The sequence below is a fragment of the Collinsella aerofaciens genome, from assembly GCF_040920445.1.
GTDB lineage: Bacteria > Actinomycetota > Coriobacteriia > Coriobacteriales > Coriobacteriaceae > Collinsella > Collinsella aerofaciens_BH.
The window spans coordinates 1-21,299 of record NZ_JBCOTQ010000042.1; the positions used below are offsets into that span (position 1 = coordinate 1).

Sequence of the window (21,299 nt, forward strand, 5' to 3'; positions counted from 1 at the left end):
GTGGAAAAGACCGAGTCGTCCTCGCAGACGCTCAAGCAGGAATACCTCGATACATACGAGCGAGGTGAATGACATGATAGGCAAGAGCTATGCAAAGATAGCGATTGTTGGCTTTGTACTTTGTCTTGCAATGGTGCTATGTGCATCATTTGCGAGGTATAGGTCCGAGCAGTCGTTCATCGATGGCGCTGAAAATGGGTTTGGCATAGACGGGATGTATGTCAACGATGGCGCGACCAGGCCGTCTATGGCGATTCTTGCAGGCGAAGACATGGAATGGCAAATCTGTAATGACGACGGCTCTTGTCTGAGTGGTCGTTTGGCCGCAACGAGCGACCCGAATTCGTTCGATCTTCTCGACAATGATGGAGCGGATTGCGGTTCAGTTCACCTTTCATATGCATCACGAGATGGGATGGACGGCATTCTCTACGTCTCCCACGAGTCTGGCGATTTCAAGATGCGCAGGACTAACCGAGTGCCGGCTTTTTTCGAGGAGTGAGAATTCCCGGCGGTCTGCCGATCAGGCCGCCGGGGTATTGAACCCTGCATTCATCCGTACACACACGGATGAATGCGGGAAGTTTCCGGATGAAGTTGATAATCAAGGAAACAAAGCCGTTCTGCCTGGGACGGCTTTGGCCTGGACTTTAACTACAACATCGCAATCGACACTTATCAGCTCGCGCAACGCGCATGGCCAGATCTCGGACGCTGGTGCATGGAGGACCTTCGAGATTTACTGGACATCCAAAACGACGATGCACACCGCGTGCTCGCCGACTGCAAAGACGAGATGGCTGTCTACAATGCGATCAGAAACGGCGTGAAGTCCGGAGAGCTTTCTGTGGAACCGCCGCGCCGTCGCGCGAGCCGACCGGGCAATCTGGTCCCGGCTCTCCCGGTCGTATTCCTACGATATCGCCCCTAGATCACCAATGCGTCAGATAAAGAATGAGGCAATGGCTATGATCACGCCTACGGCGGATGCAACGACTGCGCCTTTTTTCCTCTCCTTTAGTCCGACGAATAGGGTTGCCGTAAAGTAAAGGGCGGAAATGCAGGATATGGCAAGCGAAACGAGTTCCTTGGGCGGTTTCAGCAAAAGGTCGCTAGCAAAGAGTAATGCAAGCAGGGCAAAGCCGATTGTGGTCAAGTATCTCGATTGATTTTGCGACAACATGGCAACTTCCTTTCAGAACATGCAAGTGAAAAGTCGGTACGATGTCATTGCGGTTGCAAAAAAGCCGCCGCTAGGACCGGTTGTCACGAGACCGGCGATAACTTCAGCGGTGCCAGCAAGCTAGAGATCGCGCAGGCAAGCCTCCTCCTTCGCGTTCAGCTTGACCTTGTGAGGGACGGGGCGGTTATTTGCAAATCCGTGAGAATCGCACCACGCCTAGGAATATGAATCCGTGCAGCGTCCGCGCTCAAAAAGGGATATATCGTAATTTTCGTCGTAGTTGTCTCCGACGTAGATCTCGCTGCTCTCGGCGGGAGATCCCTCGTCGGCATAGGCTGCCGCAACGGGCACAAATGGTGTCATGACAAGGGAGAGGCAAAGAGCTGCTGAGACGATGGAGGGCAGGCATTTCTTCATGGCTGGCTCCTTAATCTGGCCTTTGATAGTTACTCGATGTCGCCTCCTTCCGCTTTATATCCGTTGTATTTGGCGTATTTCTTTAATAAGGCAAGAGGTTCTTCCTCTCCTTCGGATAAGCCGATGATGTTTCCTTGATCATCCAGTATGAATACGGACGGAATATGCTCAAGTTCATTTTGGTCATACACGGTCTTATCTTAATCTATGTATATGGGAAAGTCTCCTTCATGGACCGAGGCTTCTTCAATTGTGCTGTCCTCGGAAACAGTGAAAAGGTTCTTCCTTAAGGCTGCGAAATTATCAAGTTGTTGCATATCTTCTATGAGAAATTCGCAGTGCTGACACCACGATGCCCAGAACATCAAGATATTTTCCTCATTAGGTTTTAGCTTGTTAAAATAATTGACGTTTCGGCCGAGGCTGAAATCTTGGCCCATTTTAATGGACAAAGATGAGGGATAAGCATCGTGTTGCGGTTTGATATTGACGGCGATTAAGGCAGCGAAACACGCCAGAGCCGCCAAAGTCAGTAAGGCGATAACGCATTTTCTCGGTTTCCAGCTCATGACAGATCCCTCTCTCATGGTGAAACGCATACGTTTTGGGACCGGATACCGCTCAAATCCATTCTGGACGATGACTCGACTTACCGCCTTGTCCTTTCAGCGTGATTGCCGCTGCGGCAAGATCTGCGCAGCCTTTTGGAATAGTCCTACGCTCAAGCCGTTTCTATTCACCCTGAGCGAAGGGAGCCGCATATGCATGCAGCGGCAGTTTCGCCTCGGGGGGGGGTCGCTCGTAGGGCGGCTAATCTCCGGGGCCAGTCAATCATCGAGTACGTCCTGATCATCGCCGTCATCGGTCTTGTCATCGTGTTCGCGGGACCCGGTGTGGCGGGAGCCATCCGCAACCAGTTCAACCTGGTCGGCAACACTGTGAATAGCGGGACTAGCGCTGGCGCCGAGGGCGGCGGAGCATCCGGCGGCGGTTTCGCGGGAGCCGATTCAGTGACCGTACAGGCGGCTGTGGCCAAGGACGTCAAGGACTGGACGCTCGTTGAACAGAAGGCCGTGGCCGAGGACATCGCAGCGAAGGGCGAGGCGTCGCCAGTGTACGCCAAGGCGAAGGCCGCTATGGATGCGGGAACGACCTGGTCGGTCAAGCTCACGAACGATGACACCATGACCTACCGAATCATCGGCATCAACCACGACGACTTGGCAGATGGCAGCGGCAAGGCAGGCCTGACGTTCCTCACCACCTCGACGGGAATCAGATCGCGCATGAATGCAACCGAAACTAATGTCGGTGGTTGGGAGAAGTCCGAGCTCCGTGCGAAGATGAACTCCGGTGAGATCTGGAACCTGATGCCGTCCGATTTCCAATCCAAGGTAAAGCCCGTCAGGAAGCTCACGAAGAACGTCGGTGGCGGGAAGGCGAATAAGAATGCCGCCGTGACAGCAACGACCGACAGACTGTTCCTGCTCAGCTACTCCGAGATTGTGCCGACGTCTTATCTCGCATCTGACTATCCCTGGACTTCCAACGATGGCACCCAGTACGAGGCCTTCAGGGGCAAGGTGACGGAGAACCACAATGTCAAGAACCCCGATGCCTTCTCCGCCATCGCCATTGGTCCAAGTTGGTGGGAGCGTACGGTGTGTACGATGTATCAGAAGGCCCCTGCTGCAGGTTTCCTCCGTGTCAAAAGCGACGAAGATCCGACACCATCCTTCTACGCGTCGTAAGCGGGTTACGTCTGCTCTGTCTGGAGCTTCTAGGCATTTTGTCATATAAGCCGACATAGGGATAAAGGCCCGCGCAGGATTGCACGGGCCTTCTTTTGGCAAGTTTACGAACGGTTTGAGGTTCGTAGGACAGGTTATCGGGTTGAGGAGAAATGGGGTCGTACAGCGGCTCTCAGAGCGTCTGCCGCACTCCCCCGCCATTACCTTCGTAGCGCCCTCGTATAGAGCTCATCCCGCTTGGCTTTTCGTTGCAACCTCTCACTTGTCCACCGATCAAGTGAACTACTGGAATAAATACAGCGACACGCTTGTTCGTTACAGTCGCTATATCTGTGTAAATCGCCGCGATAAATACAGCCTGTACCCGGCTGTATACCAGCTATGCGTATGTAGATTCATATCGCGTTAATAAATCGGCTCATGCGTATGCAAAACACGCAAGTAGCCGCAAAAGGCGATTTTCGCTCAGGTAGATTTTTGGCACCCTGTTGCTTAATCAAAATTAAGCAATTGCTTAAAACAAAAAAGGTCAGGCACTAGGTGCCTGACCTGCAAACTTCTGGTCGGGACGACTGGATTCGAACCAGCGACCCCTTGACCCCCAGTCAAGTGCGCTACCAAGCTGCGCCACGTCCCGAAGCTTTTGTTTGTTGCTCTGCTCTCGCTCGCAACAGGGAGTATATTAACCCGAAACTTTGTCCTTGTGCAAGAACTTTTTTAATTATTTTTGAGCAAGTCCAAAATTGTATCTGCGAGCTGGGGTTTTGTTAGCACAGGAAGTTCCTGCGTACCCGCTATGCTAACAATCCAGGCCTTATTGGTGTCGGTTCCAAAGCCTGAATCGGCGCGCGAGACATCGTTAGCGATGATCGCATCGCAGCCCTTGCGGGCTAGTTTGTGCTGCGCGTACTCCACGACGTTATCGGTCTCGGCTGCAAATCCAATCACACACCGCTCCCCCTTTTGGCGTGAAAGCTCGGCCAAAATATCGAGCGTCTCGACCAGTTCGATGCGATCCAAGCGTTCGTTGGCCTTTTTGAGTTTGTGGTCCGCAGGGGATACGGGTGTGTAGTCGGCGACAGCCGCCGCACAAATAGCCGCATCGGCCGTCTGAAAGGCGACCAGCGCCGCCTGCAGCATCTCTGCGGCGGTCTGCACGCGCACGCACTCCACGCCGCGACCCACGTCGAGTGACGTCGGCCCCAGCACAAGCGTGACCGCAGCGCCGCGGCGTACGGCCTCCCCTGCCAGGGCGATGCCCATCTTGCCCGACGACCGGTTGCCAATGAAGCGCACGGGGTCGATCGGTTCGTGCGTTGGGCCGGCGGTAATCACGATGCGCTTGCCTGCCAAGTCTTGCGGCACGGGATTGAGCACCTCGCAGATGGCTTCGACGATGTCCTCGGGCTCGCTCATGCGCCCCGTGTCCACGTCGCCGCAGGCAAGGTAGCCGCTGCCGGGTCCCACCACATGGATGCCACGGTCGCGCAACGTGGCCATGTTGGCCTGCGTCGCCGGTGCCTTCCACATGCCGTTGTTCATAGCGGGTGCGATCACGATGGGTCGCGGCGTAGCAAGCAGCGTCGTGGAGATGAGGTCATCGGCAATGCCGTTGGCCATCTTAGCGATGATATTGGCCGTCGCGGGTGCTACGACCACCAGGTCGGGCTCCTGCGCGAGCGAAATGTGGTGGATGGGGTCGGAGGGGTCGTCGAACAGGCCCACCGCGACCGGCTCGTTGGTGAGCGCGCGGAAGGTAAGCGGCCCCACAAACTCCGTGGCATGCTCGCTCATAACGACCTTGACGCGCGCGCCGCGCTTTTGCAGCAGGCGCACGATATTGCACGACTTATAGGCGGCGATCCCGCCGGTAATACCCAGCAGGATCGTTTTTTCCTCAAGTTGCATTGAATTGTTGGGTGCCGCCATCGTTTAAGCTTCCTTGCTGGGAAGCACCAGCAGACGGTGGCAATACGGGCAGTGCGCGATCTCGCTACCGTCGTGGTTGAGGTCGCTCATGGACGATGCCTGCAGCGCGGTGTGGCAGATGGTGGGAATGTTGCCCTGGATGGTCTCGACGGCCAGGCCACGGAACTGCTTGAGCAGACGCTCGTAGTCGGTGAGCACGTCGGTCGGCAGCGTGGCAGCAAGAGCGGTGCGCTCCTTGGTGGCGGCGTCAATCTGGGCCTGCAGGTCGGCGGCCTTGGCGCGGGCGGCCTTGGTATCGGCCTTCACGCCCTCCTCGAATTTGGCGATGATGGCCTGCGCGCGAGCCTCGCGGTCGAGCGCCTCCTTATGGGCGATGACGACGTCCTTGCGGGTGTGCTCGATCTTGTCCAGGCGCTTGGCCAGGGTGGCGAGCTCGTTCTCCAGGTCCTGAACCTCGCGGTAGTCAGAACCATCGACGTGGCGCTTCTTGGCGGCCTCGATGGCGTTGTTGGTCTGGATCTCGGTAGTGTTGAGATCGTCGAGCTCAATGTCCAGGTCCTTGCGCTGGGCGTAGAGCTTGGTCATCTCGGACTTGAGCTTCACGTAGGTTTTGCGCTTGGAAGCGAGCTCCTTAAGCTCCGGCATTTTGGCAAGTTCGCTCTTGTTGCGGGCGAGCTCCAAATCGATCTGTTGCAGCTTGAGTAGCGTAGCGCCGGCGCTCATAAGTTCTCTCCTTTTGTCACAGTCCACCATTGGCAAGGGTTCAGTATTTTAATCGCATGACGGGGGTCGACTCCTGCGTCAACTGCAGAGTTCATCAATATATCAACGAACGGCTCCTCGGAGCGGTCGTGGCCGAGCAGAATCACCGGCAGTCCGCGCAAGGCAAGGTCTTGCGCCACGTGGTAGCCGGCCTCTCCGGTCACGACAACGTCGGCGCCCGCGGCGATGGCAAGCTCACCAAAATCGCCGAGGGAGCCGCCCAGAATGGCGACGGAACGGCACGGGCGCTCGGCATCGCCCCATACGCGCGGATCGCTGCCATAGGCCGTGGCGGCGCGGGCGGCAAGGTCGCGCAGCGTGCACGGGTCGCTAAGCGTTGCAAGCGCGCCCAGGCCGGTCGTCTCTGGCTCGTCCACATGCTCCAACGAGCTCATGGGCTCAGCGCCCAGCAGCTCGCTCAGGCGAACGCGCGCTTCTTGCGAGCGGTCCAGGTTGGTGTGAAGCGAGATGATGCTCACGCCGCAACGAGCTGCCTCGTACAGCGCAGCGCTGCACTGGGGACGCGCGGAATCCGCCGGGCAAAACGCCTCGGGCGCCTTGATGTAGATGGGATGATGCGTCAGCAGCACGTTGGCGCCGGACTCCAGGGCGCGGTGCACGTTGGCTTCGGTTGCGTCGAGTGCACAGGCAACACCGGTGATCTTAGCAGTGGGATCTCCCACAGATAGCCCAACATGATCCCAGCCCTCGGCATCCGCCTTTGGGTAGCGTGCCAGCAGCGCACGTTCAAGCTCGGCGACGATCATGCGGCACCTACGATCGAGAGCAGCGTCTGGGCAAAGTCGTCCAGATCGCCCGGATTCACGCGGTCATCGAAGGAAATACGCAGTGCGCCCAACGCCTTCTCGCGACCGATGCCCATGGCGCTGAGCACGTGGCTCGGATCCATGTTGCCGCTCGAGCAAGCCGATCCGGCCGACACCTCAAAGCCGGCGGCGTCGAGCTTGATGATGAGCTCCTCGGAGTCCATGCCGTCAACGTAGATCGAAACCATGCCGGGCAGGCGATTGGCCTGCGCGTAGTCGCCCATGGTGGCGTGAATGCGTGGATGGGCCGTAAGCGTGGCGTAGAGCTTGTCGGAAAGGGCTTGCAGCTTCTCGCGCTCCTCGGCCACATGGGGCGTCAGCGTGCGGGCGGCAGCGGCAAAGGCGAGCTGCGTGCGCAGGTCCTGCGTGCCGGCACGTCGTCCGGCTTCCTGTCCACCGCCAAAGATTCGGGGGCGCAGCGGCGTGCGGTTCTTAAGGTAGAGCGCGCCGGATGCCACAGGGCCGCCGATCTTGTGCGCGGCAACGGTCATGGCATCGACGCCCAGCTCGGTGACATCGAGCGGAATGTGCAAATAGCCCTGGATGGCATCGGTGTGAAACAAGGCGCCAGAAGCATGTGCGGCTGCGGTCAGCTCGCGAATGGGCTGTACCACGCCGGTCTCGTTATTGGCGACCATAATGCTCACGAGCGCCACGTCGTTGCCGAGCAGCTCGACAAGCGTGGCAGGCTCAATGTAGCCCGCGCGGCAGGGCTGCACCAGGTCGACGGTAAAGCCGGCGGCACGCAGCAGCGGCAGGTTGTCCAGAATCGAATCGTGTTCGATGGCCGAAACGATGACACGATCGCGCTTTCGATCGCGCTGACGGGCGCCCTCGGCAAGTCCGAGCAGCGCCAGCTGGTTGGCCTCGGTGCCGCCGTTGGTAAGGATGATCTCGGACGGACGAACGCGTGCGCCAAAGCTACGGGCGATCTCGCGACGGGCGACTTCCAGGCGTGCGGCGGCCTTGCGGCCAAGCGAGTGCAGCGAGTTGGGGTTGACGCCGGCGAGCTCGCTGTCGTCATATTCGCGCTGCGCAAGGAGCGCCTCGGCGCGCATGGGCGTCGAGGCGGCATAGTCAAGATTCACGGGTATGCGGTTTTGACCTGCGGTCATAAGGTTTTATGCCTCCTGTGCGGCCTCGTTGCCCAGCTTCTGCAGCAGCGCAACCTCGGCGGCGGGATCTTCGGACTTAAATACGGCGGAGCCGGCTACGAGCACGTTGGCGCCGGCCTTGACGACCTCGGCGATGTTCTTGGAAGAGATGCCGCCATCGACCTCGATCAGGGGCGACACGCCGTGGCGCTCACACATGGCCGTAAGCTCGTGCAGCTTAGGCAGCGTGCCCGGGATAAAGCTCTGGCCGCCAAAGCCAGGGTTCACACTCATCAGCAGCACCATATCGACGACGTCGATGATGCTCTCGAGCACGCAGACGGGCGTGGCGGGGTTGAGCACCACGCCGGCCTTGACGCCGCGCTGCTGCAGATGGGTGAGCGTGCGGTGCAGGTGCGTGGAGGCCTCGTAATGCACGGTGATCATGTCGGCACCGGCGTCTGCGTACCAATCGACCGTCTCATCGGGGTTCGACACCATCAGGTGCGCGTCGACCGGAACATCGGTGGAGCGCTTGACGGCCTTAAGGATGTCAACGCCAAAGGTCAGGTTGCCGGTAAAGTGACCGTCCATAACGTCGAAGTGCACGTAGTCGGCGCCAGCGATCTTGTCGAGTTCGCTCTTGAGATTGGCCATGTCGGCCGAAAGAATGGACGGAGCGATTTTGATGGAACCCATGGTAGTAGCCTTTCTGCGCTAGTCGGCGAGTCCGTAGAACTCTTGAGAGGGGACGCGGTCGGTGAGAATCTCGAGCGCCCTATCCAAAGTAACACCGTTGTAGAGCGTTTGCTCCACGGCAAAGGTGAGCGGAATGTCTACGCCCAGCGAACGGGCGAGCTCACTGACGCTGCGAGCCGCGACGGCTCCCTCGACCACCATATGCGTGCGTGCCTGGTACTCGTCGAGCGACACGCCGTGGGAGAACTCGTAGCCAAAGGTCCGGTTGCGTGAATGCTCCGAAGTGCAGGTGGCGATAAGGTCGCCCATTCCGGCAAGCCCCATGCAGGTCATGGCTTGACCGCCGCGGGCGTGCACCAGGCGGCTGATCTCGGCCAGACCGCGCGTCATGATGAGGGCGAGCGTGTTGTCGCCCGCGCCCGAGCCGGCAGAGATGCCGCACACGATAGCGATGACGTTTTTCATGGCGCCGCAGACCTCGACGCCCGTCATGTCCTGCGACAGGTAGATGCGGAAGGCCGTGGAAAGCAGCAGCTCTTTAAAGGTTTCCCCCACTTGCTTGTCTTCACTGGCGATGACGGCGGCCGAAAGCCCGCCGCGGCAGATTTCCTCGGCATGGTTGGGGCCCGAGAGCGCCGCCACGCGCGACTCGTTGCCGATCTCGCTGGCGATGACCTCGCTCATGAGCAGGCCGGACTCGGGCTCGATGCCCTTGGTGAGGCACAGAACCGGCGTCTCGTCCGCGATGAACGGTGCCGCCTGGTGGCAGACATCGCGCAGGTGCGTCGAAGGCACGGCAAAGATGATGGCCTCCGCGCCGTCGAGCGCCTGGGCCAAGTCCGTCGTGGCGACAACGTTTTCCGGCAGCACGTAGTCCACAAGATAGCGGGGATTACGGTGCTCGCCGTTAATGCCGGCGGCCGTCTGCTCGCTATGGGCCCACATGGTCACGCGCTCGGCTCGCGCGGCGGCAAGGCCGGCGACGGCGGTTCCCCAGGAGCCGGAGCCAATCAGCGCAACATTCATGACTCTCTCCTACTTATCGTCGGGCTCGGTGACGCGCTTGGTAAACGAGAGCTTGGACTCCTTACCGGTCATGAGCTTTTTGATGTTCGCGCGATGGGCCCACACTACGGTGATGCCGATCATCGCCATGCAAAACTTGAGGCCCAGGCTGCTGTACGGAAAGACCGCACAGGCAGCGATGGGAAGACCGATGGCGGCGGCAAGCGAGCCCACCGACACGTACTTGGTGATGGCAACGGCCACGATAAACATGCCCAGCAGCGACAGGCCAATGGGCCAGTACCAGGCAAGAATCACGCCCAGGCCCACGGCGATACCCTTGCCGCCGTGGAAGTTAAGGTAGGGCGAGAAGATGTGTCCCCACACGGCAGCCACGCAAATGACGCCGAGCATCCAGTCGCCGGCGGCACCGGGAGCCATGATGCTCACAGGGAAGCCATAGCCCACGCTCGCGATGAGCGGACGGGCGATAAGGACGCAGATGGCGCCCTTAAGGCAGTCGAGCAGCAGCGTGAGCGCGGCCACTTTGGGGCCGGCCACGCGCAGCGCGTTGGTGGTGCCGATGTTGCCGGAGCCCGCCTTGCGAATGTCCGTGTGGTTGAACACACGGCCCAGGATCAGGCCAAACGGAATCGCTCCGATAAAGAACGAGACCACGGCGCAGATGGCGGTCAGCAGAATCGGATTAAGCATCCTTTTGCTCCTTCTTCCTAAAGAAGAGTCGAATGGGCGTGCCGGCAAAGTCGAAGGTCGAGCGCATGCGGTTCTCCACGTAGCGCTGGTAGGTGTCGTTGACCAGGTCGCTGTGGTTGACGAAGAACGTGAACGTCGGCGGGTTGATGCCCGTCTGAGTCACGTAGTGCATGCGCAGGCGGCGCTTGCCGTCCACCACGGTGTGGCCAAACTCGCGTAGGTCGGTGAGGAACGTGTTGAGGCGCGAGGTGCTGATCTTTTGCGAACGCGTCTTCTCGGCAGCGTCGACCATCGCCCATATCTTCTCGACGCTGCGGCCGGTCAGGGCCGAGATGCGCAGGTACTGAGCCCAGGGAGCCATGACGCCCAGACGGCGGTCGACGGTCTCCATGCAGGCCTCGCGCTTGCGGTCGTCGTCAAGCAAGTCCCACTTATTGAGCAGCACCACGATGGCGCAGCCGCGCTCGATGGCCAAGCCCATGACCTTCTGGTCCTGCTCGGTGACACCAACGGAGGCATCGACGACAAGCAGTGCCACGTCGGCGCGATCGATGGCGCGCAGGCCGCGGACCATGGAGTAGTACTCGATGTTCTCGTACACGGTGCTCTTCTTGCGAATGCCCGCGGTGTCAACCATGCGGTAGTGCTTGCCGTCGCGCTCGACGACGGTGTCGATGGCATCACGCGTGGTGCCGGCGATGTTGGACACGATAGAGCGATCGGCACCCAGGATGCGGTTGAACAACGAGGACTTACCGGCGTTGGGGCGGCCGATGATGGCGACGTTGAGCGCGTCGGGGAACTCGTCGGCGACCTCGTCCTCTTCCTCCGGAAGCAGGGCCACGATATCGTCGAGCAGGTCGCCCGTGCCGTGGCCGTGCAGGGCCGAGAGCGGCGTGGGCTCACCGATGCCGAGGGAATAGAACTCCCAGATGTTGTCATTCTCGCGATCGGGGTTGTCGAGCTTGTTCACCAGCAGAAAGACCGGCTTGTCGGAGCGCTTGAGCATGCGGGCGACCGACTCGTCCTCCTCGGTGACGCCGGTGCGGCCGTCGACCACAAACAGGATGACGGCGGCTTCCTCGGCGGCGGCGAGTGCCTGGTCGCGGATGGACGTGGCAAAGACGTCGTCGCTCTTGAGCGGCTCGATACCGCCCGTGTCGACGATGGTGAACTCGCGGCCGTTCCAATCGGCCGTGTGATACGAGCGGTCGCGCGTGACGCCGCGGGACTCGTGGACGATGGCGTCCGAGGTCTGGGCCAGGCGGTTAACGAGCGTGGACTTGCCCACGTTGGGGCGTCCGACGACGGCGACGATAGGTTTCATCTGCTCTCCTTTAATGGATAGGGTCAGTGGAAGTGTTAGAGTCGGCAGGCACAATGCCAAGGATGTGCTCCAGGGTATCGAGCAGCTCATGCGGCATGGTCGACACCACATGAACCTCGGCGCCGCGACTGGTAAGGCTTGCGAGTAAATCGTCACGATGATACTCGTCAAGCGTCATGCCGTCAGCGTTGAACATGAGCTTAGGCACAAAGAGCATAACCCCAGAGAGGTCCTGCGGCAGCTGCTCCAGAATGTCACACGCGACGATGAGGCCGGTCACGTCCACGTTGCCGCCAAAGTAGCGGTTCTTGATGGCCGTGACAGTGCCGCCGAGACCATGCGGCGACTCAACAAAGCGCGCCACGGTGTTGCGCGCGCTGGCGCCGGAGAGACATACCAGGCGCTGGTTGCGGGCGGTCATAGCCTTGCGAACGCGGGCAAGGCGCTCGGCGTCGGCGGCAAGGACATCGTCTGTCTCGTCCAGATACGAGCGGATCATGCCGATGCCGTCGTAGTACTGCGGGTAGCCGTCGTAGAAATCGGCCTCGGGCGGCTCGATGCCGGCGTCCAGGTAGAACTCGTCGCTCATCTGAAAGGTGTGGCGACCAAAGCGCTCGTACGCGCGGTCCTGGAAGGGCCGGATCATGGCGATGGTCTCGCGCGCCAGCTCGGGCTTGTCGCTGTAGGACCACGTAAAGCGGTTCTGATGCTTGGTAAAGCCCAGCGGCACAATGCCCAGGCTCGTGATCTGTTCGTGCTCCTCGCAAAAGCGCAGGGTCTTCAGCAGTTCCTCGCCGTCATTCATGCTAGGGCACAAAACGATCTGCGCATGGATTTCGATACCGGCGGCCATGATGGCCTCGAGTACATCCATGCCGCGCTGGGCGTTGCGGCCCATCATGCGGCGGCGAACGTCGGGGCTCACGGCGTGGACCGACACGTTCATCGGACTCATGTTGCGATCGATAACGTTTTGCACGTCCTCGTCGGAAAGGTTCGTGAGCGTGACAAAGTTACCCTGCAAAAAGCTCAGGCGATAGTCGTCGTCGCGGATGTAGAGCGTTGATCTACCGCCTTTGGGAAGCATCGTCATAAAGCAGAACACACAGGCGTTCACGCAGGTACGCATGCCGTCAAAGATGGGGCCGTCGAACTCAAGGCCCCAGTCCTCTCCCGGGAAGCGGTCGAGCTCCACGGGGGTGACAGTGCCGTCGCGCGGATCGAATACCTCCAGCTCGACGGTGTCGTCGTCTGCCTCCCAGAGCCACACGATCATATCGGTCAGCTTCTCGCCGTTGACCGTGAGCACGCGCATGCCCGGCTCGATACCCACATCCCATGCGGGCGACTCGGGACGCACGTTCTTTACGAGCGCGCCCTCACCCGGCTCGGGGTCGCGGCTGCGCCCGTAATCGGCCACCTCGGCGGCGTATGCGGGTACGGTCTGGTCCATGATTAGCGGCAAAGCTCCTTGATACGCTCTACGGCGCGTTCGATGTGTTCTTGCGGGGTGGAGGCTCCGGCAGTGATGCCAATGTGGCGCGCGTTGGCAAACCATGCGGCCTCAAGCTCGGAAGCTTCCTCGATGTGATGCGTGTGTTCGCAGACGTCAGCGCAGATCTGTGCCAGACGGCGGGTGTTTCCCGAGTTCTTTCCGCCCACGACGACCATGCAATCACAGCGGTTGGCAAGCGATGCGGCTGCCTGCTGGCGCTCGCTCGTGGCGGCGCAGATGGTGTTGATCACGCGCAGTTCCTGCACGCGCGGGGTGATGGAGGCCACAACCTCGGCCAGGTTCTGCGCGGTTTGGGTGGTCTGCACAACCAGGCCCACCTTGCCCGTGAGCGTCAGCGCGTCGGCGTCGGCGGCGCAGCTCACGACTTGAGCGTCATCACCGGCGTGGCCCAGAATGCCCTCGACCTCGGGATGGCCCGGCTCGCCCACGACGATCACGCGGTAGCCCTCGCGTACCAGGCGCTCGGCGGCCACGTGGACCTTCTTCACGTAGGGGCAGGTGGCGTCGACCACGGTAAGACTGCGCTCGCGAGCGGCATCGATCACTTGCGGCACCACGCCGTGGGCGCGGATGATCACGGTGCCCGATGCGGCGTCGTCCAAGGTGTCTGCCAGACCAACGCCTGCCTCGGCGAGCTCGCGTACCACGATGGGGTTATGGATGAGCGGGCCCAGCGTGTGGACCTGAGCGCACTCCCCTGCCTGCGGTGCGGCGGCCAACGCCATGTCGAGCGCGCGTTGCACGCCGTAGCAGGTGCCGGCGTGGGCAGCGATTTCGATGGTGGGGATAGCCTCCTCAGCGGCGGCCGCAGCGGTATACATGACGTTCTCACCCATGGCTAGAACCTGCCCGGATGCTCGTCGCACAGCTCGTCGCGCATGGCGTAGACGCGGTTCATGGCCTCGGACTCAAACCATGCCAGGCGCTCCTTGCGCTTAAGCTCGGCCGGTGCGTCGGATAGCGAGATGGCCTTGCCGGCGCGGATCCAGCACTTCTTGGGGCGCATGAGCTTTTTGCCCTTAGGCGTAATGTCGGACCAACCACAGATGGCGAGCGGGTTGACGGGTGCCTTGCCCATCTGGGCGATGAGAGCAAAGCCGCCGTGAACCTCGGGCTTGATCTCGCGCGAGCGGATGCGTGTGCCCTCGGGGAAGATCAGGACGTCCTCACCGCGCTGCAGCGCATGCTGGGCGGCGCGCAGGCACTTCATGTCGGCGGTGCCACGCTCGACGGGAATACCACCCACGCGACTAAAGGCCCAGCGCACAATCTTGCTTTTGGCAAACTCGGACTTAAAAATGGGGCGAATGCGGCGGCCGCCAAAGAACAGCGCCGTCTCCACGGCCAAGAGTTCTGCCATCGAGGTGTGGTTGCAGATGACTACGCTGCCGCGGCCTTCCTGGCGCTCAAACAGCAGGTCGGCGTCCTCGACCTTCCAGCGCCACATAAGCTTGGAGAAGACCCACAGGATGCCCATGACCACGACGACGGTGCCGCGGATGAGCGCTGGGAACTCGGCGTACGGGGCGTTGTAGTAATCCTCGGGCGTCTGCTTAAACAGGCGCATGGGCTACCTCCTTTGGTTGATGAGGTCCTCGATAATGCGGACGACCTCGTCGATGGTGTGGGCGGTGGAGTCGACGTGCACGGCATCCTCGGCGGGCACGAGCGGTGCGACCTCGCGGCTGCTGTCGAGCTTATCGCGCTGCTTGAGGGCATCAAGGGTCTCGTCGACCTCGGCCTCGAGCTGCTCTTCAGTGAGCGGCTGGGCGTCGTTTTGATGGCGCTGCAGCACGCGGCGACGGGCGCGTTCGCGGGGGTCGGCGGTCAGGAACACCTTGACCTGCGCGTTGGGGAACACGACGGTGCCGATGTCGCGACCCTCGGCCACGATATCGCGGTCCTCGGCGGCGCGGCGCTGATGGATGAGCATGGCGGCGCGTACGCCCGGGTAGGCCGAGACCTTGGAGACGTTGGCTTCCACCTGCGGGGTACGGATGGCAGCCGATGCGTCCTGGCCGTCGATGGTCAGGCGCGTGTCCTCGCCGGTGCCGTTGGTAAAGCGGATCTCGATCTGCTCGGCGAGGGCGTCGATGGCAGCCTCGTCGTCCAGGTCGATGCCGCGGTCGAGTGCGGCGAAGGTGACAGCGCGATACATGGCGCCCGTGTCGAGCTTGTTAAAGCCCAGCTGGCGGGCGATCTCCTTGGCGATGGTGGACTTGCCGGAACCGGCGGGGCCGTCGATGGCGACGATCATGTAATGCTTCCTTTCGGTGGTTGACGTGCTGATATGGGACGCGAGCGCTGCTTGCTGGCGGACTGGCTAGTCCGTGTAGCGCTCGCGGTAGGTGTTGCGCTTGGGTGCGGAGCCATGGCTGCCGTGGTGGCGCGTGCGGCTCGCGGTGCTGGTCGCGGGCACGGCGGCGCGCTTGGAGGCGGCCTGCTTGGGCGGAATGCCGCCGGCCTTGAGGATCTGCACCTCGCGGTCGGTGAGCTCGCGCCACGAGCCCTTGGCCACGTCCTTGAGCTCCAGGCCGGCAAAGTTGCAGCGATGCAGGCGGATCACCGGGTGGTGGATCTTGCTCAGCATGCGCTTGACCTGGTTCTTGCGTCCCTCGCGGATGATGACCTCCACGGCGGTGGTGCCGGGCTTGACGCCTTGCGGAGCCACGGCCTCGGCCTCGCGCGCGCCGATGACCCGGCAGATCGCCGGCTGGCACAGGCCGTCGTCGAGCTCGATGCCGCGACGCAGCGGTTCCAAGTCGCGATCGGTCAGGCGGCCGTCTACCAGTGCCTGATAGGTCTTGTAGACGTGCTTGCTGGGGTGCAGCAGATCCTGCGAAAGGTCGCCGTCGGTGGTAAAGAGCAAAAGCCCCGTGGTGTCGCGGTCCAGGCGACCCACCGGGAAGAGCCCCGGAAAGCGGTCGCGCGGTACCAGGTCGGCCACGCAAGGGCGCTCCTGCGGATCGCTCATGGTGGTGAGGTAGCCGGTCGGTTTGTAGAGCATCAGGTACACGGCACCCTGGTTGAGCTTGACGGGCATGCCGTCGACCTCGATATGGTCACGATCGACATCGACCTTGGTGCCCAGCTCAGTCGCGACCTCGCCGTTAACGGTCACGCGGCCGGCGGTCATCAGGTCCTCCGAGCCGCGGCGGCTCGCCACGCCCGCGCGCGCCAAAAAGCGCTGCAGGCGCATGGTATGCGGGTAGACGGGCTGGGCGCCGCCTGTGGGCGCCGTAGCGCCCGCGGCGCGTGAGGTACGCGTCTCCCCTGCTTCGTTAGTCCTCGACATGCAAATCCTCCGCCGTGTCGTCGGTGGCTAGGATTTCCTCGCCACCGACTGCCTCGACATCATCAACATCGGTATCGATCAGTTCGCGCTCTTCGTCCAGGTCCTCGGCCTGATCCTCGAGCGTGGACTGAATACTGCGGCCGCTCAGACGCTCGCGGATAAACTGGCGCGACTGCTCGTCGGGGGCAAACTGCTCCAGATCGGGCAGGTCGCGGGTGGAGCGCAGACCGAACTTTTCCAAGAAGGCGTTGGTCGTGCCGTAGATGATGGCCTGACCGCGCTCGGGGTCGCGACCGAGCTCGCGCACCAGACCCTTGTCCACGAGCGACGCGATGACGCCGTCGGAGTTGACGCCGCGGATGCCCTTGACAACCTCGCGCGTGACGGGCTGGTGGTAGGCGATGACGGCCAGGGTCTCGAGCGCCGCCTGCGACAGTTTTTGCGTGTCCCAGCTCAGCACGTAGGCTTCGACCACGTCGTGGTAGGCGGGGTGCGTAAACAGGCGCCAGCCACCGGCGACCTCGCGCAGCTGAAAACCGCGGTTGGCCTCCTCGTACTCAACCTTGAGCTCGGCCAAAAGCGACGCGCACTCGCCGGGGGCAATATCCAGTGCGCCGGCCAGCGCGGGCGCACTCACCGGGTCGCTCGACACCAGCAGCAGCGCCTCGAGGGCGCCTTTGAGGCTGTTTGCCTCTAGCGTGGAAAGGGTTGACATGGTAGCCGCTCCTATTCGTTGAGCTCGGGGCCCTCGCCGGGAACGTATGCCTCGGCGCCCTCGACTCGATTAATGCAGATGGTTCCAAAGATCTCGTCCTGGCTCAGCGTGAGCGAGCCGCGCTTGGCGAGCTCGAGCATGGCAAGGAAGGTGACGACGAGCTGCTCAGTCGTGGCGTCGCCGTCCAGCAGCTCGCGGAAGGTGCAGGTTTGGTGCGCCATGGTAAAGCGGTCGACCGAGGCCACCGTCAGGTCGAGCGGAACGCGATGCGGCGCCACGTGCTCGGCCTCCAGCAGGAAGGTCTGACGCTTGCCGTCCAGGTCGGCGCAGATGACGGCCAGGCCGCGCAGCGTGATGCCGGCCAGGTAGTCGGGCATAAGGCCCAAAAACTCGGGGTCGGGGCCGGCCACGCGCGGATGCATGCGGCTCTCGGCCTGCATGCGCGCACCAAGGGCCGCCGCCGCGCCCTTAAACTGCTTGTAGGCGATCAGGCGCTGAATCAGGACCTCGCGCAGGGCATCGCCGTCGAGCGCGCTGAGTTCCTCGAGGTCTTCGTCTTCCTCGTCATCGTCGACGGATTTGCTGGGGGCCTCCTGGGGCACCAGCGAGGCGGCTTTAATGTCCAAAAGGGTTGCCGCGACCAGCAAAAAGTCGCTCGCCACGTCCAGGTCCAGTGCCTCGATGCGCTCGACCTCGGCAAGGTATTGCTCGGCCACCTCGCTAATGGAAATAGCGCCGATATCTACTTTTTGGCGGGTTACCAGCTGCAGCAGCAGGTCGAACGGTCCGCTGTAGACCTGCGTCGACACGCGATACGACATCTTCGACCTCCTTTGACGGCGCCTTCGCGGCGCGGTTTGGGTGCATGTTGCGACCGTTTTGCACGGTCGACCTGTAAGTTTACCTTAGATGCCGGCGATTGCGAAGTTGAGCAGCCACTCGGCCAGCGGATACACGGTAACGTCGAAATAGCGGCCGATCACGTCGATGCCGGTCCACATGGGCAGCAGGTACAGCACCAGGATGAGGATAGGCATGGCGTATTGCTGCAGGCGATAGTAGTTGGCGAGCGTCTTGCCCTTGAGGAACGGCACGATGATCGACGAGCCATCGAGCGGCGGGATCGGGATGAGGTTAAAGAACGCGAGCGACAGGTTGACCACGATAAAGGTGGCGCCGAAGTTCATGATTTGGGACGCCACGGCAAAGGACATGCTGGCATAGAGGTTGCCGTATGTCGCGTGCATAAGGGCTGCGGCAAGGCATGCCAGCGCGATGTTCGACGCGGGGCCGGCCACGCTCACCAGGACCTCGTCGCGCTTGGGGTGCTTAAGGTTGTTGAGGTATACAGGCACGGGCTTGGCAAAGGCGAACACCGGGCCGCCGGCGGCAAGCATCAGCAGCGGCAGGAGAATGGTGCCAAACGGGTCGATGTGGTTGAGCGGGTTGAGTGAAACACGGCCGCGCGAACGCGCCGTCTTATCGCCGAGCGCCCAGGCCGCGGCGGCGTGCGCACTCTCGTGGATGACGATGCCAACGATGACGGCGACGGCGCTCGCGAGCAGGTTCATGAGGTAGCTACTGGACATGTCGATCCCCTAGCGGACGCGACGCGAGGCGCGTGTGAGCAGGTAGTCGATCACAAACAAAATGACGGCGACGATGGCGTAATCCAGGCGGAACACGCCGCCAAAAGGCGATGTGATGACGCCGTAGCCAGCGATGGCGCTCGGCAGCGCGCGCGAAAACTCAACGACATAGCCCACGATTTGCAGCTTGGCGGTGAGGCCGCTAAAGCACAGCAGCACGGTCATCGCGCTCATAAAGATGCCGCAGATGCGACAGGCGATGGCGATGATGCTCATCGCCACGGCGGCGGCCTTACGAGAGTTCACGCGCGGTCTCCTCTTCGATCTGGGTGGAAAGCTCGAGCCATTCGTCCTCGAGCTTGGGCAGCTCTTGCTTAAGCCCGTTATATTCCCCCAGCGCGGCGTTGAACTTGTCCTGATCGGCATAAAGCTCTTCGCTGGCCATCAATTCCATAAGCTCGTCATAGCGGGCGCGCTTTTTGTCGAGCTCGGTCTCGATCTTCTTGAGCCGGTTGCGCACGCCCTTGAGCTTTTTGTTGAGCGCGGCGCGGGCCTGGGCCTCGGCGCGCTTTTGCTCCTTGGTCTTTTTGCCCTCGGCAGGCTTGGGGGCCGCAGCGGGGGTATCGGCTTGGGCGGCGCTGGCTTTGGTGGACTTGGCCGCGGCAGGCGCGCTCTCCGTGGACGCCTCGGCGGCGGCGCGGGCAGCGAGGTCCTCGCGCTTGTAGAGGTAGTAGTCGTAGTCGCCGTCGTAGACCGTGACCTTGCCGTCGCGGATGTCGATGACGCGGTTGGCCACGGCGCGCACCAGGTGCTCGTCGTGGCTGATCAGCACGATGGTGCCAGGGAAGTTTTGCAGGGCGTTCTCGAGCATGTCCACCGAGTCGATGTCCAGGTGGTTAGTGGGCTCGTCCAGGCACAGGAGCGCCTCGGGAGCCACGAGCATCTTGGCCAGGGCCAGACGTGCCTTTTCGCCGCCGGAGAGGACGCGTACCTGCTTTTCGATGGAATCATTGTCGCTAAACAGGAAGGCACCCAGCAGACTGCGCTGCTGCGGCACGGTCCACTTGGGCGTGACGGTGTCGATCTCTTGCAGAACGGTGTTGGACTCGGTCATGCCCTCGAGCGCGTGCTGGGCATAGTAGGCCACGCCGACGTTGGTGCCCAGGTCGCGGGTGCCGGTAGTGGGCGGCTCCAGGCCGGCGAGGATCTTCATAAGCGTGGACTTGCCGGCGCCGTTAGGGCCGACGAGCGCCACATGCTCGCCGCGGTAGAGTTTAAGGTCGATGTCGCTGTAGATGTGCTTGTTGCCGTAGGACTTGGATACGCCCTCCAGGCCCACGACCATGTCACCGGAGCGCGGCGGATCGGGGAACTTAAAGTCGATGTGCTTGTGGCCCTCGGGCAGGATGACGAGCTCCTTTTTGATCTGCTCGATCTTGCGAATGCGCTCCTGGGCCTGGGCGGCCTTGGTGGGCTTGTAGCGGAACTTGTCGACGAAGACCTGCATATGGGCGATGTCGCGCTCCTGGGCGGCGCGCTTGGCGCGCATCTGCTCCAGGTTGTCCTCGCGCTGCTTGAGATAACTGCTGTAGTTGCCGGTGTAGGTGGTTACGCGGCGGTTCTCGAGCGCGGCGACGTGGTCGACGCAGGCGTCCATGAAGGCGCGGTCGTGGCTGACAATGAGAACGGCGCCGTCGTAGTTGGCGATAAAGCCGCGCAGCCACTGGACGCTTTCGAGATCCAGGTGGTTGGTGGGCTCGTCGAGCAGCAGCAAGTCGGGATGACGCAGGAAGAGCTTAGCGAGCGCGATGCGCATCTGCCAGCCGCCCGAGAACTCGGAGCACGGGCGCTCAAAGTCGGTGACCTTAAAGCCCAGGCCGGACAGGATCTTGCGGGCGTTGCTCTCGAGCTCGTAGCCGCCCAGATGCTCAAAGCGGTCCTGGACCTGGCCGTACTCGTTAAGGAGTGCGTCGACGTCCTTGCCTTGCTCGGAGAGCTCGGTGATCTGGGCCTGCAGCTCGTTGGCGCGCTCGCCCATGCGGCGGATTTCCTTGGCGGCGGCCATGACCTCGGCGAGAATGGTAGTGTCCTTGTGCTCCAGGTTGGTTTCCTGCTCTAGGTAGCCCACCTGGCAGTCCTTGGCGTACTGGACCTGGCCGGCATCGGGGCTGTCGATGCCCATGATGATTTTGAGCATGGTGGTTTTGCCGGCGCCGTTGGGTCCCACGAGCGCAAAGCGCTCGCCGGGGTTGATCTGGAAGGACGCGCCGCTAAAGAGGACGCGAGCGCCGAAGCTTTTTTCGATCTTGTCGACCAGGAGGATCATGGTGCCGCCTTTGACCTTGTGTGCCTATATGAAAAAAGGCCCCAACTTGCGTTGGAGCCTCATTCAATGCTCGGGTGGAGACGAGGGGGATCGAACCCCTGACCTCTTGACTGCCAGTCAAGCGCTCTCCCAGCTGAGCTACGCCCCCGT

24 protein-coding genes and 2 tRNA genes are annotated in these 21,299 nt (G+C 61.6%); 2 read left to right on the plus strand and 24 right to left on the minus strand.

What is annotated here, in order from left to right; genetic code table 11:
• Window positions 1–73: 73 nt before the first annotated feature.
• Window positions 74–502 carry a hypothetical protein gene (locus AB5405_RS07255; RefSeq protein WP_349076877.1) on the plus strand — a complete coding sequence of 143 codons (429 nt, stop codon included), beginning with the start codon at window positions 74–76 and terminating at the stop codon, window positions 500–502.
• Window positions 503–943: 441 nt separating this feature from the next.
• Here AB5405_RS07255 and AB5405_RS07260 read toward each other — a convergent pair whose 3' ends face one another.
• The 4 genes from AB5405_RS07260 to AB5405_RS07275 all read right to left on the minus strand — a co-directional run bounded on the left by AB5405_RS07260 (window position 944) and on the right by AB5405_RS07275 (window position 2,169).
• Window positions 944–1,183 (minus strand): hypothetical protein, encoded by a 240-nt coding sequence (locus AB5405_RS07260; RefSeq protein WP_368138029.1) that lies wholly within the window; start codon window positions 1,181–1,183, stop codon window positions 944–946.
• Window positions 1,184–1,399: 216 nt separating this feature from the next.
• Window positions 1,400–1,600 carry a hypothetical protein gene (locus tag AB5405_RS07265; RefSeq protein WP_368138030.1) on the minus strand — a complete coding sequence of 67 codons (201 nt, stop codon included), beginning with the start codon at window positions 1,598–1,600 and terminating at the stop codon, window positions 1,400–1,402.
• A gap of 29 nt (window positions 1,601–1,629) precedes the next feature.
• A complete protein-coding gene (locus AB5405_RS07270) occupies window positions 1,630–1,791 on the minus strand; it encodes a hypothetical protein (RefSeq protein WP_368138031.1) in 162 nt (53 codons plus the stop codon).
• A 9-nt stretch (window positions 1,792–1,800) separates the two neighbouring features.
• Window positions 1,801–2,169 (minus strand): TlpA family protein disulfide reductase, encoded by a 369-nt coding sequence (locus tag AB5405_RS07275; RefSeq protein WP_368138032.1) that lies wholly within the window; start codon window positions 2,167–2,169, stop codon window positions 1,801–1,803.
• Between the two features lie 192 nt (window positions 2,170–2,361).
• Here AB5405_RS07275 and AB5405_RS07280 point away from each other — a divergent pair, with 192 nt between their 5' ends.
• Window positions 2,362–3,351 (plus strand): DUF6273 domain-containing protein, encoded by a 990-nt coding sequence (locus AB5405_RS07280; protein WP_368138033.1) that lies wholly within the window; start codon window positions 2,362–2,364, stop codon window positions 3,349–3,351.
• Between the two features lie 560 nt (window positions 3,352–3,911).
• Here the strand turns inward: AB5405_RS07280 and AB5405_RS07285 are convergent.
• From AB5405_RS07285 to AB5405_RS07380, 20 genes are all read right to left on the minus strand, one after another.
• Window positions 3,912–3,988, minus strand: a tRNA-Pro gene (locus AB5405_RS07285).
• Window positions 3,989–4,068: 80 nt separating this feature from the next.
• Window positions 4,069–5,280 carry a bifunctional phosphopantothenoylcysteine decarboxylase/phosphopantothenate--cysteine ligase CoaBC gene (coaBC, locus tag AB5405_RS07290; RefSeq protein WP_368138034.1) on the minus strand — a complete coding sequence of 404 codons (1,212 nt, stop codon included), beginning with the start codon at window positions 5,278–5,280 and terminating at the stop codon, window positions 4,069–4,071.
• 3 nt (window positions 5,281–5,283) lie between these two features.
• Window positions 5,284–6,003 (minus strand): zinc ribbon domain-containing protein, encoded by a 720-nt coding sequence (locus AB5405_RS07295; RefSeq protein WP_368138035.1) that lies wholly within the window; start codon window positions 6,001–6,003, stop codon window positions 5,284–5,286.
• Complete coding sequence (locus AB5405_RS07300) at window positions 6,000–6,809, minus strand: Nif3-like dinuclear metal center hexameric protein (RefSeq protein WP_368138036.1); 810 nt, start codon at window positions 6,807–6,809, stop codon at window positions 6,000–6,002. Before AB5405_RS07300 ends, AB5405_RS07295 begins: the two co-directional genes overlap by 4 nt.
• Window positions 6,806–7,984, minus strand: coding sequence for a cysteine desulfurase family protein (locus tag AB5405_RS07305; protein WP_368138037.1), 1,179 nt, complete (start codon window positions 7,982–7,984; stop codon window positions 6,806–6,808). The genes AB5405_RS07300 and AB5405_RS07305 overlap by 4 nt, the downstream gene beginning before the upstream one ends.
• A 6-nt stretch (window positions 7,985–7,990) precedes the next feature.
• Window positions 7,991–8,662 carry a ribulose-phosphate 3-epimerase gene (rpe, locus tag AB5405_RS07310; protein ID WP_368138038.1) on the minus strand — a complete coding sequence of 224 codons (672 nt, stop codon included), beginning with the start codon at window positions 8,660–8,662 and terminating at the stop codon, window positions 7,991–7,993.
• Between the two features lie 18 nt (window positions 8,663–8,680).
• Window positions 8,681–9,688 carry an NAD(P)H-dependent glycerol-3-phosphate dehydrogenase gene (locus AB5405_RS07315; RefSeq protein WP_368138039.1) on the minus strand — a complete coding sequence of 336 codons (1,008 nt, stop codon included), beginning with the start codon at window positions 9,686–9,688 and terminating at the stop codon, window positions 8,681–8,683.
• A 9-nt stretch (window positions 9,689–9,697) separates the two neighbouring features.
• Entirely contained in the window at window positions 9,698–10,381 is a 684-nt protein-coding gene (gene plsY, locus AB5405_RS07320) for a glycerol-3-phosphate 1-O-acyltransferase PlsY (protein WP_368138040.1), read from the minus strand.
• A complete protein-coding gene (der, locus tag AB5405_RS07325; RefSeq protein WP_368138041.1) occupies window positions 10,374–11,708 on the minus strand; it encodes a ribosome biogenesis GTPase Der in 1,335 nt (444 codons plus the stop codon). Before der ends, plsY begins: the two co-directional genes overlap by 8 nt.
• Before the next feature lie 10 nt (window positions 11,709–11,718).
• Complete coding sequence (locus tag AB5405_RS07330) at window positions 11,719–13,161, minus strand: DUF512 domain-containing protein (protein WP_368138042.1); 1,443 nt, start codon at window positions 13,159–13,161, stop codon at window positions 11,719–11,721.
• Between the two features lie 2 nt (window positions 13,162–13,163).
• Complete coding sequence (locus tag AB5405_RS07335) at window positions 13,164–14,060, minus strand: 4-hydroxy-3-methylbut-2-enyl diphosphate reductase (protein ID WP_368138043.1); 897 nt, start codon at window positions 14,058–14,060, stop codon at window positions 13,164–13,166.
• A gap of 2 nt (window positions 14,061–14,062) precedes the next feature.
• Window positions 14,063–14,791: a lysophospholipid acyltransferase family protein gene (locus tag AB5405_RS07340; RefSeq protein WP_368138044.1), complete on the minus strand. Its 729-nt coding sequence runs from the start codon at window positions 14,789–14,791 to the stop codon at window positions 14,063–14,065.
• Window positions 14,792–14,794: 3 nt separating this feature from the next.
• Window positions 14,795–15,481, minus strand: coding sequence for a (d)CMP kinase (gene cmk, locus AB5405_RS07345; RefSeq protein WP_368138045.1), 687 nt, complete (start codon window positions 15,479–15,481; stop codon window positions 14,795–14,797).
• 66 nt (window positions 15,482–15,547) lie between these two features.
• Window positions 15,548–16,519: a pseudouridine synthase gene (locus AB5405_RS07350; protein ID WP_438265710.1), complete on the minus strand. Its 972-nt coding sequence runs from the start codon at window positions 16,517–16,519 to the stop codon at window positions 15,548–15,550.
• Window positions 16,506–17,234 carry an SMC-Scp complex subunit ScpB gene (scpB, locus tag AB5405_RS07355; RefSeq protein WP_368138046.1) on the minus strand — a complete coding sequence of 243 codons (729 nt, stop codon included), beginning with the start codon at window positions 17,232–17,234 and terminating at the stop codon, window positions 16,506–16,508. Before scpB ends, AB5405_RS07350 begins: the two co-directional genes overlap by 14 nt.
• Window positions 17,235–17,245: 11 nt before the next feature.
• The gene (locus tag AB5405_RS07360) at window positions 17,246–18,055 is read right to left on the minus strand and encodes a segregation and condensation protein A (RefSeq protein WP_368138047.1); all 810 of its coding nucleotides are present in this window, start codon (window positions 18,053–18,055) and stop codon (window positions 17,246–17,248) included.
• Between the two features lie 84 nt (window positions 18,056–18,139).
• Window positions 18,140–18,823, minus strand: coding sequence for a site-2 protease family protein (locus tag AB5405_RS07365; protein ID WP_368138048.1), 684 nt, complete (start codon window positions 18,821–18,823; stop codon window positions 18,140–18,142).
• 9 nt (window positions 18,824–18,832) lie between these two features.
• On the minus strand, window positions 18,833–19,129 hold the full coding sequence (locus AB5405_RS07370) for a hypothetical protein (protein WP_368138049.1): 297 nt from the start codon (window positions 19,127–19,129) through the stop codon (window positions 18,833–18,835).
• Complete coding sequence (locus AB5405_RS07375) at window positions 19,116–21,149, minus strand: ABC-F family ATP-binding cassette domain-containing protein (RefSeq protein ID WP_368138050.1); 2,034 nt, start codon at window positions 21,147–21,149, stop codon at window positions 19,116–19,118. The genes AB5405_RS07370 and AB5405_RS07375 overlap by 14 nt, the downstream gene beginning before the upstream one ends.
• Before the next feature lie 75 nt (window positions 21,150–21,224).
• A tRNA-Ala gene (locus AB5405_RS07380) sits at window positions 21,225–21,297 on the minus strand.
• Between the last annotated feature and the right edge of the window lie 2 nt (window positions 21,298–21,299).

Coding starts and splice junctions, on each gene's coding strand:
- AB5405_RS07280 (WP_368138033.1), top strand. CDS start 2,362: ATGCATGCAGCGGCAGTTTCGCCTCGGGGGGGGGTCGCTCGTAGGGCG.
- cmk (WP_368138045.1), bottom strand. CDS start 15,481: ATGATCGTCGCCATCGACGGCCCCGCCGGTTCCGGCAAGTCCACCATC.
- AB5405_RS07315 (WP_368138039.1), bottom strand. CDS start 9,688: ATGAATGTTGCGCTGATTGGCTCCGGCTCCTGGGGAACCGCCGTCGCC.
- AB5405_RS07300 (WP_368138036.1), bottom strand. CDS start 6,809: ATGATCGTCGCCGAGCTTGAACGTGCGCTGCTGGCACGCTACCCAAAG.
- scpB (WP_368138046.1), bottom strand. CDS start 17,234: ATGTCAACCCTTTCCACGCTAGAGGCAAACAGCCTCAAAGGCGCCCTC.
- AB5405_RS07375 (WP_368138050.1), bottom strand. CDS start 21,149: ATGATCCTCCTGGTCGACAAGATCGAAAAAAGCTTCGGCGCTCGCGTC.
- AB5405_RS07255 (WP_349076877.1), top strand. CDS start 74: ATGATAGGCAAGAGCTATGCAAAGATAGCGATTGTTGGCTTTGTACTT.
- AB5405_RS07360 (WP_368138047.1), bottom strand. CDS start 18,055: ATGTCGTATCGCGTGTCGACGCAGGTCTACAGCGGACCGTTCGACCTG.
- AB5405_RS07330 (WP_368138042.1), bottom strand. CDS start 13,161: ATGGACCAGACCGTACCCGCATACGCCGCCGAGGTGGCCGATTACGGG.
- rpe (WP_368138038.1), bottom strand. CDS start 8,662: ATGGGTTCCATCAAAATCGCTCCGTCCATTCTTTCGGCCGACATGGCC.
- AB5405_RS07295 (WP_368138035.1), bottom strand. CDS start 6,003: ATGAGCGCCGGCGCTACGCTACTCAAGCTGCAACAGATCGATTTGGAG.
- AB5405_RS07265 (WP_368138030.1), bottom strand. CDS start 1,600: ATGAAGAAATGCCTGCCCTCCATCGTCTCAGCAGCTCTTTGCCTCTCC.
- AB5405_RS07350 (WP_438265710.1), bottom strand. CDS start 16,519: ATGTCGAGGACTAACGAAGCAGGGGAGACGCGTACCTCACGCGCCGCG.
- AB5405_RS07305 (WP_368138037.1), bottom strand. CDS start 7,984: ATGACCGCAGGTCAAAACCGCATACCCGTGAATCTTGACTATGCCGCC.
- der (WP_368138041.1), bottom strand. CDS start 11,708: ATGAAACCTATCGTCGCCGTCGTCGGACGCCCCAACGTGGGCAAGTCC.
- coaBC (WP_368138034.1), bottom strand. CDS start 5,280: ATGGCGGCACCCAACAATTCAATGCAACTTGAGGAAAAAACGATCCTG.
- AB5405_RS07340 (WP_368138044.1), bottom strand. CDS start 14,791: ATGCGCCTGTTTAAGCAGACGCCCGAGGATTACTACAACGCCCCGTAC.
- AB5405_RS07275 (WP_368138032.1), bottom strand. CDS start 2,169: ATGAGCTGGAAACCGAGAAAATGCGTTATCGCCTTACTGACTTTGGCG.
- plsY (WP_368138040.1), bottom strand. CDS start 10,381: ATGCTTAATCCGATTCTGCTGACCGCCATCTGCGCCGTGGTCTCGTTC.
- AB5405_RS07335 (WP_368138043.1), bottom strand. CDS start 14,060: ATGGGTGAGAACGTCATGTATACCGCTGCGGCCGCCGCTGAGGAGGCT.
- AB5405_RS07365 (WP_368138048.1), bottom strand. CDS start 18,823: ATGTCCAGTAGCTACCTCATGAACCTGCTCGCGAGCGCCGTCGCCGTC.
- AB5405_RS07260 (WP_368138029.1), bottom strand. CDS start 1,183: ATGTTGTCGCAAAATCAATCGAGATACTTGACCACAATCGGCTTTGCC.